We start from the raw sequence: 13,999 nt of genomic DNA, 5'->3' as shown, positions 1-13,999 counted from the left end.
CGCCGTTTCACTCGGGATGGACGGCGATCAGCAGCCGTCGTCGATGGTCTTGGAGACGACCTGGCCGCTCATCCAGCTGATGCTGGCCGTCACGGCGGCACAGCCCCAGGTGGTGGCGGGGGCGTCCGAGGCCGCCGACAGGTTGATGTCCTCGGGCGAGCTGTAGGCCTCGTAGCCGGACAGCAGCTCGACGATGGAAGATGCCTTCTCCATGCTCTTTCTCTCCCTCAGGGGTGAGCGGATGAATGGGATCGATGTGCTGTGGTGCGTGTGTGCGCCCGTCGTCGGCCTGTTCGCGTTCGCGGGCGCGTCGGCGCAGGCCGTGTCAGCAGGTGGCCTCGTAGGTGATGGCGCTGAGGAAGCTGACCGCGGCGGACGCGCAGTACCAGGTGGTGGCCGGGGCGTCGGCGACCGCGGTGACGTCGAGCTCGCTCGCGTCCATGTAGGTCTCGTATCCGGCGACGAGGTCCATGATGCTGTCGGTGCTGTTCATGACTGTCCTTTCGTTTCCGAGTCGTTGAACTCAAGGCTGGGAGCGTCGGTGACGCTCCCAGTGATGGGTTCAACGCCCGGTGCCGAACGCCCGGAGAGTGGTGCCGGCCACGCTCCGGGCGGCCGCAGGACGTTGCCGTGCCTTCGGTGCGGCTTGCGTGCGCCGCTCAGGCGTGTGGCAGATTGCGCGCGGGGTGGGCCGGATCGATCCCGGCCTGCGTGAACTGCTCGGCCACGGTGCGCTCTACTGCTTCGCGGACGTCGGCACTGTCCACGAGCGCGCTCGCCAGCACGCTGGCGCGGTGCTGCCCGAAGCTGAGCCCCTGCCTGCCCGAATGGGGATCGGTGGGCTCCCAGGCGATGGCCACGCCCGGGCACAACTCCTCGGTGAAACAGGAGACATCGGTGCCGAGACCGGGAAGCTCCCGGACCCGTTGGGCCAGTTCCGGCGCGGCATGGGCGTACTCCGCGTCCAGGTAGACCACGACCGCGTCGCGCCGCGGGTACAGCTCCGGCGCGGAGAGCACCTTCGCGCGGTAGGGGAGCGCGCGGTCCTCCAGGAACGTCAGCGTGGCACCCCACACCCGTACGGCGTCGTCGACGGTCCTGACGTTCACGTACATCCGCAGGACGTCCCGGCCGCCCTTGCGCGGGACCGAGCCGTCGACCAGGAAGAAGCCGGGGGAGAGGCCGGCGCGGACGGAGGGCATGGTCAGTTCGACGACCTCCCCCTCCCTCACCTCCGTGCCCCGCAGCGCCGCTTCCGGCGCCCAGAACCTGACGCCCTCGCGCTCCACGAGGACTCGGACGTTCCCTTTGTCGTCCGCCTCGGCCGATGAGCGGGCCAGTGCGAGGGTGGCGATTTCCTTGTGCGGCACGGCGGCGGCCAGCCGCACCTCCAGTTCGTCGTCCCTCAGCCGGGTGGGCACCTTTCCGTGTCCTTGACCCGAATGGAATACGTCGTAAATGGCCTCGGCGAGCAGTCGTCGCAGTTCCCGAGGGGTTTCCGCATCGATCTCCCGCTCGCCGACAACGGCCTTCGAACGGTCCGCGGACACACTGATCCGCTGCATGACCGCGCGTACGTCTGACGACAGCAACTCGTTGGTCCCCCGAATTCCCGCGGTCACTTTACATCCTCGAACCCGAGCGTCAACGCGAACTTCTCCGGATTCACCACGGCTGCTCGTCCGACGCCGGCCGCGGCACGCTGAATTCCAGTGAGGCGCGAAGAGGAAAGCGCGCCGGCGACAAGTCGGTCGAGCAAATGCCATCCGGCGAATGCGGTCGCGCGCACGGCCAGGCCCTCGTCGACCACGGGCAGTACATCGCGGTAACCCCGCCAGAATTCCCCCACGAGCGGGAGAAGGCGCTGCATCTTCGCCACGCCGCGCTGGATGATCATGTCGTGGGTGAATTCGACGTCGGTGAAGACGTCGTCTCCCCTGTTCGTGACGACGTCCAGGACGGACCGGTAGATCCATTCACCCGCGAAAGCACCGACGTCGCGTGCCGGGTCCGCCAGCCGGAATTCCTCCCAGTCGGCGACGTAGACGGCCTCCGGGCGCACCAGCAGCTGGTCCACGCGGAAGTCGCAGTGCGACGGCACGCGCGGCGAGTCCGCCTCCATGTCGCGCAGCCGCTCGAGGGCGCGGACGAGTACCGCGTCGTTCTGCAGCAGGCGCCAGGCCTCCAGCTCCCCGGCGCTGGAGCGGGTGTACACGGACATGGGCAGTCCGCGCAGGAAGGCCACCGGGGGGAACGGCGGCGGCACGCTGTCCACCTCCATCGCCGTGGGCGGCGGGGTGCCGTGCAGCCGGCCGATGATGCGTCCCACCTGGTACGCGTGGTCACCGGTGAAGACCTCGTCCACCATCAGCTGGGCGCCGTTCTGCGCGTCCATGACCCGCTCGAACGCCACGATGTGATGCTCGGTGTCGGTCCCCAGCAGCGCCGGCCGGAAGAGCTCCGGCGGGCGGGCGGCACCCGCGTACTCCTCGAAGGCGAGCATCCGCCGCATCCGCGCCCTGACATCGGGCTCGGCGCCCGTGAGGCGTTTGACGAACACGTCCCTGCCGCCGGTGGTGATTCCGGCCCAGGCGTCGTTCCTGCCGATCGGAGACGTCACCGACTCCCGCACCATGGTGCCGAGACCGAGACCGACGAGCAGTCTGTCGACCTCCGGAGTGGCGTCCAGATCAATGTGCGCCACTTCTTTTTGCATGACAGCCATCTGCATTTCCCCTCGAAGCATGGCTGAATCCCCGTTGGGACACACACGTGTCCAGGTGCGGCTTTGCAGGCCGCATAAAGGATTCTCGTCGGCCGGTGTCAGCCGACGTGAATGCGCGACAGGGTGTCGCGGAATGACGGCGCGATCGGAAGCGGCATGATCGGCCATGCCGCGGCCGGCGGCCGGGAAGGTCGTGCGTCGTCAGAGATGCCGCGAATGCGGCTGAAATGGTCGCATGCCCGATCCGGGCATGCCGGGCGCGATCGAAGCGCGTCCCCTGTGAATCCCCCGTGCCATTCTTGCTGTCCTGTTCCCCGTATTGCTTCAGGTCCTGCAATCGTCCGGCTATACCGGTCGGCGATGGCCACAACCCTAGGCAGCAAGTGATCCAGCGCACAAGTTCCGAACGGCATACTGTGATCCAGGTCACACCGCCGTCTTTACTCTGTATTTACATGGATGCTTTCTTCTGCGGCGGGCCGGAATTCTGCGCCCCGATAAGAGGGGACGAGTCGTTTGTGTCCGTCGCGGGTGGGATGTCCGGCACGGGCGCAGGTGCCCGGAGTGCGAGGTGCAGGCGGCCGGTGGGTGACTGGAGCATGACATTTTCGCCGGTCGGGCCGGCGTGTGCGGAGGGGTGTGGGTCGCGTCGGACTGTGCGCGGCGCGACGAGTGCGCCGTACGGGCCACCGCGCTCTGGTTCCCACTCGTGCCGCGATACTCGGCATCGAATATCGGGTATGTCCTGATTAACCCCATCAAAAGGGGCATTGCTCCCGTGTTCGGTCTGGGGAAGTGATCGGCGTGACCGGCAGCGCAGGCGACAGCGCCGAGTGGACCTTCCCGGCGCAGCCGAACGCCGTGCGGGCCGCGCGCCACGCCGTCCGCGAGACCCTCAGGGCGTGGGGCCTGGACACCGCCGTCGGCGATGTGACCGTGCTGCTGGTCAGCGAGCTGGTGACCAATTCCCAGCGCTACACCTCGGGCCCGATCGGCCTGCGGATGGTCCGCCCCAGCGGCAACGGCAACGCGCCGACCCTGCGGGTGGAGGTGTCGGACCCGCTGCCGGATCCCCCCACCGAGCGGGCCGCCCACCCCGACGACGAGGGCGGCCGAGGTCTGCAACTGGTGGCCTGCACGGCTCGTCGCTGGGGTACCCGGCGGGGCAGGACCGGCAAGACGGTGTGGTTCGAGCTGGCCCTGACGGGTTAGGAGTCTGGGAGGGACGACGATCACGGGGGCTCGGCCGAAAATGAACGAGACCTCTCTGTGATCGTGAACGCCGTGCCGGTCGGAGCCGTAGTGCTGAATACTGCGGTCATGGCCGGTCCGGTGCGGTGAGCTGGAGGGGACGGTCGCGTGAGCGAGATACCTGGGACGGCGAGCGGTGCCATGTGGCAGAGCAGCGCGCCTGGCTCGATCTATGACTACATCAAGGTCGCATCGTTCTCGATCGGCCCCGATGGGCTCGTCGATCAGTGGAGCAAACGCGCCGCGGAACTCTTCGGCATCACTGCCGAGGAGGTCAGGGGCAAGGACCCGGTCGATGTGTTCATGCCGGCCGACCTCAGACCACGAGGTCACCGCAAGGTCGCCGAGATCCTGGACGGCAAGGAGTGGACGGGCCTCGTCCCCTTCCGTGTGCCGGGCCAGGACCGCGCCCACGGGCTCGCCGAGATCTATGTGATGCCGAGCGAGACCGAGCGCGGCGAACAGGCCGCGCTGTGCATCGTCGTCGACGTGCGGGCGCTGCGCCGGATCGAGAGCGATCTCGCCGCATCGCAGGCCATTTTCGGTCAATCCCCCTTCGGCTTCCTGCTCTTCGGCACGGACCTCACCGTGCAGCGTGCCAACCAGCGCTTCGCCACCGTCTTCGGCGGTGCGGCCGAGGAGCACCGCGGACGCACCGTCGACGACTACCTCTCCCGCCCCGAGGCCGACCGGATGAACGCCGCCCTGCGCCGCGTCCTGGAGACCGGCGAGTCCGTCACCGACCTCCAGATCGTGGGCACGGCACCCGGCAGCACCGACCGCAGGCACTGGTCGATCAATCTCTACCGGGTCCACGGCGGATCGGGCCGGCCCGTCGGGGTCGCCGGACTCGGCACCGATGTCACACGGCGTCACATGGCCGCACGCGAGGCGGCGAACGCCCGGCGCAACCTCGCCCTGCTCAACGACGCGAGCGCGCGGATAGGCAACTCCCTCGACCTGGAGACCACCGCCCGGGAGCTGCTCGACGTCGCCGTCCCCGGCTTCTGCGATCTCGCCTCCGTCGACCTCTACCAGGGCCTGCTCACCGGGGACGAGGCACCGCCCGGGCAGTTCGCCGCCGTGCACGCCGAGAGCTTCGGCGGCGGCAGCGCCGAACTGCGCCGGGTCGCCTTCGCCAGCGCCGTGTCCGACGCGCCCCTGATGACCACACCGGACTGCGTGCCCGAGGGCGGCGGGCCCACCGAGGTCGGCGAGGTCCACCGCTACCCGTTCAACTCGCCCTGTGCCAGCGCCCTTCGGACCGCGAGCCCACAGACCATCCCCGGGCGCGACGGCAGCCTCGTCCAGTCCACGCTCGCCGTCCCGATGGTGGCGCACGACACGGTCGTCGGCCTGGTGCAGTTCGCCCGCGCCAAGGGCAGCGAACCCTTCGGGGACCGGGACCGGGCGCTCGCCGTCGAGCTCGCGGCGCGCGCGGCCGTCTGCATCGACAACGCCCGCCTCTACCGCAGGGAGCACGAGCGCGCGCTCATCCTGCAGCGCAGCCTGCTCCCGCCCGGCGACCCCGAGGCCGCCGGCCTCGACATCGCCTGCCGCTACCTGCCCGGCACCACGGCCACCGAGGTGGGCGGGGACTGGTTCGACGTCATCGAACTCCCCGGGCACCGCACCGCGCTCGTCGTCGGCGACGTGATGGGCCGCGGGCTGCGGGCCGCGGTCGCCATGGGCGAACTGCGCACGGCCGTACGGACGTTGGCGCTGCTCGACCTGGAGCCGGCCGAGGTGCTCTCCGCGCTCGACGAGATCGCCCGCGGCCTCGGCAGCCCGGGCAGCCCCTCCCAGCTCCGCCGCTCCACGGGAGGCGCCCAGGTCCCGCACCAGGCCTCGCCCAAGTCGCGCGAGGCGGACCTCTCCGAGGTCTACCTCGCCACGTGCGTGTACGCCGTCTACGACCCGGTCACCCGGCGCTGCACCTTCGCCAACGCCGGCCATCTGCCACCCGTCCTCGTCGAACCGGGCGAGGAGGCGCTGCTGCTCGACGTACCGCCCGGGATGCCGCTGGGAGTGGGCGGCGAGCCCTTCGAGGAGGTGGAGGTCGAACTCCCCGAAGGCGCCCTCCTCGCGCTCTACACCGACGGCCTCGTCGAGTCCCGCGACCACCCCCTCGACGAGGGCATGCACGCCTTCCGCACGGCGCTCACCGATCCGGGGCGTCCGCTGGAGGACGTCTGCGACCACGTGCTGAGCACGCTGGACACGCGGCACGGCGAGGACGACATCGCGCTCCTCATGGCCCGTGTCCAGGGCCTGCCGGCCGAGTCCGTCGGCGACTGGCGCCTGCCGCGCGAACCCCGCTCGGTGGGCCGGGCCCGCGAGCTGGCGCGGGGGCAGCTCGTGGCCTGGGACCTCGAGGCGCTGGTCGACACCGTCGAGCTGCTCGTCAGCGAACTGGTCACCAACGCGCTGCGCTATGGAGAGGGCGAGATCAGGCTGCGCCTGCTGCGCGACCGGACGCTGGTCTGCGAGGTCTGGGACGCGGGCCTGGTCCAGCCCCGCCGCCGGCGCGCCCGTGACACGGACGAGGGCGGCCGTGGCCTGCAACTGGTGGGCCTGCTGAGCGCGTCGTGGGGCTCCCGGCGGACGCCCCGGGGCAAGACGGTCTGGTTCGAACTCCCGCTCCCGGACGGCGGGGGGTCGGCGGAGCCCACGGTGGAGCAGCTGCTGAGCATGTTCTGACAGGGGCGGGCGCCGTTTCCCCACCCGGCCCTCCCCTACGGCGTGGCGGCCGTGGGAGGTGCCCCTCCCGTAACCCGGGGCGCTGCCTCGGACACGACCCCTACGCCCTGCGGGTGTGGGGGAGCCGCAGCTACGGCCTGCGGGTGTGGGGCCCCAGCTTCACACTGCGGGCGTGGGGGAGCCGCAGCTAGGCCCTGCGGATATGGGGGGACCCGCAGACTAGGCCCTGCGGGCGTGGGGTACCTCCAGCTACGCCTTAAGGCGGGGCCCCATCGCCTCAACCTCCCCCTACGGCCTGGCGGCCGTGTGTGGGGGCCCGGCGAAGCCACGGGGAGTGCCCCGAGCGGGGCTGCAGTGCAGCCGTCCGGCGGTCCGCGCAGTGGCCCCGCCCCCTACCGTGACTTCAGCGCCGCCAGCCTCGCCTCGATCTCCGCGCTGTCGCTCATCGCCTCCAGCTCCTCGAACTGCGCGTCCAGCGACGACGCCGCCAGTTCCTGCTTGCCCAGCGCCCGCGCCTCCTCGCGGCGGACCTTGTCCTCGAAGCGGCTCAGTTCGCTCGTCGGGTCCAGCACGTCGATGCTCTTCACCGCGTCCGTCATCCGGTTCTGCGCCTGCGCCGACGCCGCCCGCGCCACCAGCTCGTCCCGCTTCGCCCGAAGCTGGGTCAGCTTCGACTTCATCTGCTCCAGTCCGGACCTCAGCCTGTCCACGACCTCCGTCTGCGCGGCGATCGTCGGCTCCGCCGCACTCGCCTCCCCCTCGGACCGGAGCTGCCTGCCGAGCGCCACCTTCGCCAGGTTGTCGAACCTGTCCGCGTCCGCCGACTGCCCCGCGGCGCGCAGCTCGTCCGCCTTCCGGCTCGCCGCGAGCGCCTTCCCGCCCCACTCCTTGGCGGCCTCCACGTCCTCCCGGTGGTCCTGTTCCATCAGCCGCAGGTTGCCGATGGTGGCCGCGATCGCCTGCTCCGCCTCGGCGATGTTGTCCGTGTAGTCGCGGATCAGCTGGTCGAGCATCTTCTGCGGGTCCTCCGCCTGGTCCAGCAGCGCATTGAGGTTCGCCTTGGCCAACCGGGCGACCCGTCCGAGGACGGTCTGCTTGGTCATCGCACTCTCCTTGAACGCCGTACGGTCGGTATCGGAGCAGGGTCAGAAACGGCCACCGCCCATCCGTCCCCGCGTGCCCCCGCCACCGAAGCTCCCGGGCGCCCCGCCTCCGAAACCGCCCCCGAAGCCCCCACCGCCCCCGCCCCTGCCCCCGCCGCCCAGCATTCCGCCGAGGATGATCCCGCCCAGCACGGCACCGCCCAGTCCGCCCCCGCCTCCGAAGGCGCCCCCGAAGTCCCCGTGACCCCGGTAACCCCGTACGTCGTTCTCCGCCAGCGACTGCGCCTGCCGCGCCAGCGCGTCCGCGTTCTGGGCTTCAGCCAGCGCCGTGCGGGCGTCGCCCTCGCCCAGCGCCCGGGCCCGTTCCAGCCGACGCTGCGCCTCCGCGAGCCGGGTGCGGGCCTCGCTGCCGACCGCGCCGCGGTGGGTGGCGATGTAGTCGGCCGCAGCATCGGTCACCGCGCGCGCGCCGAGCACGGTCCGGTCCAGCAGGGCGCGGGCGCGCAGCGTCCCCTGTTCGCTCTTCCGGGCCTCCGCCAGAGCCTCGTCGAGCGCGGCGTCGGCCTCCTCGACCCGCCGCAGTGCGTCGATGGGGTCGAACGGCCCCGCATCGAACTCCTGCCGCACCTCGGCCGACACCGTCTCCGCGCGGGCGACCCGCCCCCGCAGCGCGGCGGTGGACACGCCGTCCGCGGTCCCCTCCAGCAGCCCGCGCGCCTCCGCCAGGTCGGCCTCGGTCTCGGTGAGCGCCCCGGGGAGTTTCCCGGCCGCCTCCGCCAGCTCCTGCGCCCGCCGGTCGACCGCGTCGACGAGCCGTACGGCCTGGGCGACCGCGCCTTCGACGGCGCGTACGTGGACGGCTGCCGTGCCGTTGTCGCCGCCCTCGACGGCCTTGCGCGCCTGTCCGAGACCGTTCGTCGCGAACTCCAGGCGGTCCTTCGCCTGCTCCACGTCGTCGGAGACCGGAGCGGACGCCGTCGGCGCGTACCGCTCGCGCATCACGCCCAGGGCGGCCTCCGCGCTCACCATGCGCCCGCTGACGTCGTCGAGGGCGGCCTCGGCCGCGGCGAGCGCCTGGGGGGCGTTCTGTTCGAGGGCGCGCAGCCGGTCGAAGTCCTCGGACTCCGCGTCCAGGCGGCGGTTGGCCTCCGCGCACCTGGCGAGGATCTCGTCCAGCATCCGGCGCCGGATCGCGTCGTCCTCGGGGTAGGCGTCGTCGAGCTGCTGCCGCAGCCGGAACGCCGCAGTGAGTTCGTTCCTCGCGTGCTCGACGGCCGCCGTGAACGGACCGGCCGCCCCCGCACCGAACTGCGCGACGGCGAAGCCCAGTTCCTCCTGGCTGGTGCGCAGCGCGTCGTCGGTGTCCACGAGGGCCCGCTTCGCCGCGGCGTCGAGTTCGGGAAGCGGTCTCTGCCGAGGTTCCCCCCAGCCCTCCTGGCCGCCCCGCGGTGTCGTACGGGTCGCCGTGCGCCGCCGGCGCCTCGCGTACGTGTAGGCGGCCAGCGCGGCGGCCCCGCCGAGCACCGCGACCGGCAGCACCAGGTCGCCCGCGCCCGTCCCGGCGCCCTGGTCCGCGCCGGGATCCGCGACGCCCGGGGTGACGGCGACCTCGGGCACCGGCCGGCCGGCCAGTACGGCGCCGTAGCCCTCGGCCGCGCCGATCGCCGCGCCCGCCCAGTCGTTCTGCCGCAGCGCGGGCTCGACGCCCCTGGCGGCGACCTCGGCGAGCTGGGGGTCGGTCAGGCGCGAGGCGTCGTCGACCCAGTACGCGTACTGCCGGTCGTGGGTGGCGACGGCGAGCAGGACGTCGCTCTGTCCGAGGCCGTTCCGGCCGGCCGTCTCGCCGGCCCACTGCTGTGCGCCGAGGGCCGAGAAGTCGCGGACGTACACCACGAACAGCTGGATCCGCTGCTCGTCGTAGAGCCGGTCCAGTGCCTGTACGACCTGCGGCTCACGGTCGCCCAGCGCGCCCACCCGGTCGGTGATCTGCCCCTGCCGCGACAGTTCGACGGGGTCATCGGCACGGACGCCGGGGGCGGCGGGCACGACCAGCCACCACGCCGCCACCAGCACGGCGAGGGCGGCCCGGGTGGCTCTTCGTGTCACATTCGGGAGGCTATGCCCGGTACGGAACGCCCGCGACCGCTCGGCCGTCAGGCCGCCGGAGATTCGTCGGGGCCGCCGGCGCTTGCGGCGGGCCCCCTCAGTCCCGGTAGCCCGCCTTCTTCGAGCCACGCGAAGAAGGACGCACGCTGCCCGGCGCTGAAGAGTGAGCCCGTGATATCAATCGGCGCATCGATCGATATCACTCGATCGCATCATCCTTCCGCCGCTTGATCCTGCTCCCCAGCCACACCAGCGGGTCGTACTTGCGGTCCGCCGCGCGCTCCTTCAGCGGGATCAGCGCGTTGTCGGTGATCTTGATGCCCTCCGGGCACACCTCCGTACAGCATTTGGTGATGTTGCAGTAGCCGAGGCCGTGGTCGTCCTGGGCCGTCGTCTTCCGGTCGAGGCCCGCGGTGGACGCCGCGTCCAGCGGGTGCATGTCCAGTTCGGCGACCCGCATCAAAAAGCGGGGGCCGGCGAACGCCGCCTTGTTCTCCTCGTGATCGCGCACCACGTGGCAGGTGTCCTGGCACAGGAAGCACTCGATGCACTTGCGGAACTCCTGCGAGCGCTCCACGTCGATCTGCTGCATCCGGTACTCGCCCGCCGCCACGCCCGGCGGCGGCACGAAGGCGGGGACCTCGCGCGCCTTCTCGTAGTTGAAGGACACGTCGGTCACCAGGTCCCGTACGACGGGAAACGCCCGCAGCGGGGTGACCGTGATCGTCTCCTCGCGCGAGAACACCGACATCCGGGTCATGCACAGCAGCCGCGGCCGGCCGTTGATCTCCGCGCTGCACGATCCGCACTTGCCCGCCTTGCAGTTCCATCGGACCGCGAGATCGGGGGCCTGGGTGGCCTGGAGGCGGTGGATGATGTCGAGGACGACCTCGCCGTCGTTCACCGCGACGGTGAAGTCCGTGAGCGCCCCGCCGTCCTGGTCGCCCCGCCACACCCTGAAGCGGGCGTCGTACGTGCTCATTCGGTCAGCTCCTCTTCGGCGAGGTACTTGACCAGCTCCTCCTTCTCGAAGAGGCCGAGCAGGTCGGGTCGGATGGGCTCGGTCGTCGTGCGTTCCAGGACGATCCGGCCGCGCTCGGGGTCGGTGGCCGTGACGTCACCGCCCGGATCGGCGAGCCGGCACACCAGGTTCACCCGGCGCCAGGAGCGCTCCATCGCGGGGCAGTCCTCGCGGGTGTGGCCGCCGCGGCTCTCGGTGCGCTCCAGCGCGGCCCGTGCGATGCACTCGCTGACGAGCAGCATGTTCCGCAGGTCCAGGGACAGGTGCCAGCCGGGATTGAACTGCCGGTGCCCCTCGACCCCGGCCCGGCGCGCCCGCGCCCGCAGCTCGGCGAGCTTGTCGAGCGCCTGCTCCATCTCGCCCGCGCGCCGGATGATCCCGACCAGGTCGTTCATCGTCTGCTGGAGCTCCTGGTGGAGCGTGTACGGGTTCTCCGGCGTCGCCCTGGGCTCGGCCCCCTCCGCGCTGAACGGGCGCAGTGCCTCGGCCGCCGCGGCGTCGATCTGGGCCTCGTCCACGACCGGGCGGACCGCCTGGCCCTCGGCGTACTCGGCCGCGTACAGCCCGGCCCGCCTGCCGAAGACCAGCAGGTCGGAGAGGGAGTTCCCGCCGAGCCGGTTGGAGCCGTGCATCCCGCCCGCCACCTCTCCGGCGGCGAACAGGCCGGGGACGCCCACCGCGGCGGCGGTGTCGGACTCGACGGCGATCCCGCCCATCACGTAGTGGCAGGTGGGCCCGACCTCCATCGCCTCGGCGGTGATGTCGACGTCCGCGAGCTCCTTGAACTGGTGGTACATCGACGGGAGCCGGCGCCGGATGACCTCGGCCGGCATCCGGGTCGACACGTCGAGGAAGACGCCGCCGTGCGGGGAGCCGCGGCCGGCCTTCACCTCGGCGTTGATGGCGCGGGCCACCTCGTCGCGGGGCAGCAGCTCGGGCGGGCGACGGTTGTTGTCCGGGTCGTCGTACCAGCGGTCGCCCTCGTCCTCGGACTCGGCGTACTTCTCCTTGAACACGTCGGGGATGTAGTCGAACATGAACCGCTTGCCCTCGGAGTTGCGCAGCACCCCGCCGTCGCCGCGCACCGATTCGGTGACGAGGATGCCCTTCACCGACGGCGGCCAGACCATGCCGGTCGGATGGAACTGCACGAACTCCATGTTGATCAGCGGGGCCCCCGCCAGGAGGGCCAGCGCGTGTCCGTCGCCGGTGTACTCCCACGAGTTCGACGTGACCTTGAAGGACTTGCCGATGCCGCCGGTGGCCAACACCACGGAGGGCGCTTCGAGGGTGAAGAAGCGGCCGGTCTCGCGCTCGTAGCAGAAGGCCCCGGCGGCCCTGTCGCCCTCCTTCCGGCTGTGTTCTTTCAGGATTCGGGTGACCGTGCACTCCTGGAAGACCTTGAGCCGGGCCTCGTACTCCCCGAACTCCTCCTTGTCCTCCTGCTGCAACGAGACGATCTTCTGCTGGAGCGTGCGGATCAGCTCCAGGCCGGTCCGGTCGCCGACGTGCGCGAGGCGCGGGTACTCGTGGCCGCCGAAGTTGCGCTGGGAGATCCGGCCGTCCTTCGTGCGGTCGAAGAGCGCGCCCCAGGTCTCCAGCTCCCACACCCGCTCCGGCGCCTCCTGGGCGTGCAGCTCGGCCATCCGCCACTGGTTGAGGAACTTGCCGCCGCGCATCGTGTCGCGGAAGTGGACCTGCCAGTTGTCGTGTTCGTTGACGTTGGCCATGGAGGCGGCGATGCCGCCCTCGGCCATGACGGTGTGCGCCTTGCCGAACAGGGACTTGCACACGACGGCCGTACGCGCCCCCCGCTCGCGCGCCTCGATGGCGGCGCGCAGACCGGCGCCGCCCGCGCCGACCACGACGACGTCCCACTCCTGCCGTTCGAGCTGTGTCATGTCGGTTGGCACCTTCCCCTAGAAGAAGCGCGGATCGTCGAAGGCGCCGGACGCGACGAGGTAGACGTAGAGGTCGGCGAACGCGACGCTGAACAGCGAGGCCCAGGCGAGCTGCATGTGCCGGGCGTTCAGCGTGCCGACCCAGCTCCACAGGCGATAGCGCACCGGGTGCTTGGAGAAGTGCCGCAGCCGGCCGCCGACGATGTGCCGGCAGGAGTGGCAGGAGAGGGTGTACGCCCAGATCAGCACGATGTTCACCAGGAAGACGAGCGTGCCGAGGCCCATGTGTCCCCAGGCGTAGTGCTCGTCGCGGAAGGCGAGCACGGTGTCGTAGGTGAGGATCCCGGCGACGGGCAGCGCCGCGTAGAAGAAGTACCGGTGGATGTTCTGCAGGATCAGCGGGAAGCGCGTCTCGCCGGTGTACTTCGTGTGCGGCTCGGCGACCGCGCAGGCCGGCGGCGAGGCCCAGAAGCCCCGGTAGTAGGCCTTGCGGTAGTAGTAGCAGGTCAGCCGGAAGCCGAGCGGGAAGATCAGGATCAGCAGGGCGGGAGACAGCCCCCACCAGCTGCCGAAGATCTCCCAGTTGGGTCCGGCCCGCATCGGCACGCAGTTCTCGGCCAGACAGGGCGAGTAGAACGGCGAGACATACGGTGCCGCGTAGTAGTCGGCGTTCGCGAACGCGCGCCAGGTCGAGTAGACGATGAAGGCGAGCAGCCCGGCGGCGGTGAGGGCCGGGGCGAGCCACCACCGGTCCGTCCGCAGATGGCGGGGGCCGATGGCGGCACGCGTCCGCCCGTGCACGCCCTTGTGGATTTGTGGTGGTTCGGTACCTGTGGCCAACGAGGACTCCGGGTGGAGTGGGATCGGGTGAGGTCCGGGGGGTGCGTGCCTGTCAGGGCGCGTGCCGGTCTCGCGCGCCCAGCCCCTCGTCGTCCGTGTCCGTCCACAGAGCGTGGTTGTACGGGGTGTCCGGGATGGTGACCAGCTCGGGGCGGCTCGGCTCCTTCGGTCGGCCGCCGGGCTCGGCCCGGCCCGACACCCGCAGCTGATCGACGGTCCGCTCCAGCTGCCCGACGCGCTGGACCAGCTCGTCGATGCGCTGCCGCATCGCCGTCATCTCTTCCTGCTGGGACATGACGTGTCCTCACTTCCGCAGGGTGCGGTGGCATCGCTCATGCGCCTGAGAGTGTCG

Annotated in this window: 12 protein-coding genes; 2 read left to right on the top strand and 10 right to left on the bottom strand. The window is 71.0% G+C overall.

Features of this window, described 5'->3' with window-relative positions:
• Positions 1-27: 27 nt before the first annotated feature.
• The 4 genes from QFZ82_RS14680 to lxmK form a co-directional block, all read right to left on the bottom strand.
• Complete coding sequence (locus tag QFZ82_RS14680; protein ID WP_177150683.1) at positions 28-213, bottom strand: LxmA leader domain family RiPP; 186 nt, start codon at positions 211-213, stop codon at positions 28-30.
• 112 nt (positions 214-325) lie between these two features.
• On the bottom strand, positions 326-493 hold the full coding sequence (locus QFZ82_RS14675; protein WP_177150682.1) for an LxmA leader domain family RiPP: 168 nt from the start codon (positions 491-493) through the stop codon (positions 326-328).
• Positions 494-659: 166 nt separating this feature from the next.
• Entirely contained in the window at positions 660-1,622 is a 963-nt protein-coding gene (locus QFZ82_RS14670; RefSeq protein ID WP_307713597.1) for a T3SS effector HopA1 family protein, read from the bottom strand.
• Positions 1,619-2,725: a class V lanthionine synthetase subunit LxmK gene (gene lxmK, locus QFZ82_RS14665; RefSeq protein ID WP_307713596.1), complete on the bottom strand. Its 1,107-nt coding sequence runs from the start codon at positions 2,723-2,725 to the stop codon at positions 1,619-1,621. The genes QFZ82_RS14670 and lxmK overlap by 4 nt, the downstream gene beginning before the upstream one ends.
• A gap of 795 nt (positions 2,726-3,520) precedes the next feature.
• Here lxmK and QFZ82_RS14660 point away from each other — a divergent pair.
• Both QFZ82_RS14660 and QFZ82_RS14655 read left to right on the top strand, forming a co-directional pair.
• On the top strand, positions 3,521-3,937 hold the full coding sequence (locus tag QFZ82_RS14660; protein ID WP_307713595.1) for an ATP-binding protein: 417 nt from the start codon (positions 3,521-3,523) through the stop codon (positions 3,935-3,937).
• A gap of 147 nt (positions 3,938-4,084) precedes the next feature.
• On the top strand, positions 4,085-6,676 hold the full coding sequence (locus QFZ82_RS14655) for a SpoIIE family protein phosphatase (protein ID WP_307713594.1): 2,592 nt from the start codon (positions 4,085-4,087) through the stop codon (positions 6,674-6,676).
• A gap of 392 nt (positions 6,677-7,068) precedes the next feature.
• Here QFZ82_RS14655 and QFZ82_RS14650 read toward each other — a convergent pair whose 3' ends face one another.
• The 6 genes from QFZ82_RS14650 to QFZ82_RS14625 form a co-directional block, all read right to left on the bottom strand.
• Positions 7,069-7,779 carry a PspA/IM30 family protein gene (locus QFZ82_RS14650; protein WP_307713593.1) on the bottom strand — a complete coding sequence of 237 codons (711 nt, stop codon included), beginning with the start codon at positions 7,777-7,779 and terminating at the stop codon, positions 7,069-7,071.
• Between the two features lie 42 nt (positions 7,780-7,821).
• Complete coding sequence (locus tag QFZ82_RS14645) at positions 7,822-9,885, bottom strand: TPM domain-containing protein (protein WP_307713592.1); 2,064 nt, start codon at positions 9,883-9,885, stop codon at positions 7,822-7,824.
• 199 nt (positions 9,886-10,084) lie between these two features.
• A complete protein-coding gene (locus QFZ82_RS14640; RefSeq protein ID WP_307713591.1) occupies positions 10,085-10,867 on the bottom strand; it encodes a succinate dehydrogenase/fumarate reductase iron-sulfur subunit in 783 nt (260 codons plus the stop codon).
• Positions 10,864-12,807, bottom strand: coding sequence for a fumarate reductase/succinate dehydrogenase flavoprotein subunit (locus tag QFZ82_RS14635; RefSeq protein WP_307713590.1), 1,944 nt, complete (start codon positions 12,805-12,807; stop codon positions 10,864-10,866). The genes QFZ82_RS14640 and QFZ82_RS14635 overlap by 4 nt, the downstream gene beginning before the upstream one ends.
• An 18-nt stretch (positions 12,808-12,825) precedes the next feature.
• Positions 12,826-13,647 carry a hypothetical protein gene (locus tag QFZ82_RS14630; RefSeq protein ID WP_307713589.1) on the bottom strand — a complete coding sequence of 274 codons (822 nt, stop codon included), beginning with the start codon at positions 13,645-13,647 and terminating at the stop codon, positions 12,826-12,828.
• A 52-nt stretch (positions 13,648-13,699) separates the two neighbouring features.
• Complete coding sequence (locus tag QFZ82_RS14625) at positions 13,700-13,942, bottom strand: hypothetical protein (protein WP_177150674.1); 243 nt, start codon at positions 13,940-13,942, stop codon at positions 13,700-13,702.
• Positions 13,943-13,999 lie beyond the last annotated feature (57 nt).

The sequence above is a fragment of the Streptomyces sp. V4I23 genome, assembly GCF_030817975.1.
Taxonomy (GTDB): domain Bacteria; phylum Actinomycetota; class Actinomycetes; order Streptomycetales; family Streptomycetaceae; genus Streptomyces.
This window is presented reverse-complemented; position numbering and strand designations above follow the sequence as displayed.

Coding starts and splice junctions, on each gene's coding strand:
- QFZ82_RS14680 (WP_177150683.1), bottom strand. CDS start 213: ATGGAGAAGGCATCTTCCATCGTCGAGCTGCTGTCCGGCTACGAGGCC.
- QFZ82_RS14675 (WP_177150682.1), bottom strand. CDS start 493: ATGAACAGCACCGACAGCATCATGGACCTCGTCGCCGGATACGAGACC.
- lxmK (WP_307713596.1), bottom strand. CDS start 2,725: ATGGCTGTCATGCAAAAAGAAGTGGCGCACATTGATCTGGACGCCACT.
- QFZ82_RS14650 (WP_307713593.1), bottom strand. CDS start 7,779: ATGACCAAGCAGACCGTCCTCGGACGGGTCGCCCGGTTGGCCAAGGCG.
- QFZ82_RS14640 (WP_307713591.1), bottom strand. CDS start 10,867: ATGAGCACGTACGACGCCCGCTTCAGGGTGTGGCGGGGCGACCAGGAC.
- QFZ82_RS14635 (WP_307713590.1), bottom strand. CDS start 12,807: ATGACACAGCTCGAACGGCAGGAGTGGGACGTCGTCGTGGTCGGCGCG.
- QFZ82_RS14625 (WP_177150674.1), bottom strand. CDS start 13,942: ATGTCCCAGCAGGAAGAGATGACGGCGATGCGGCAGCGCATCGACGAG.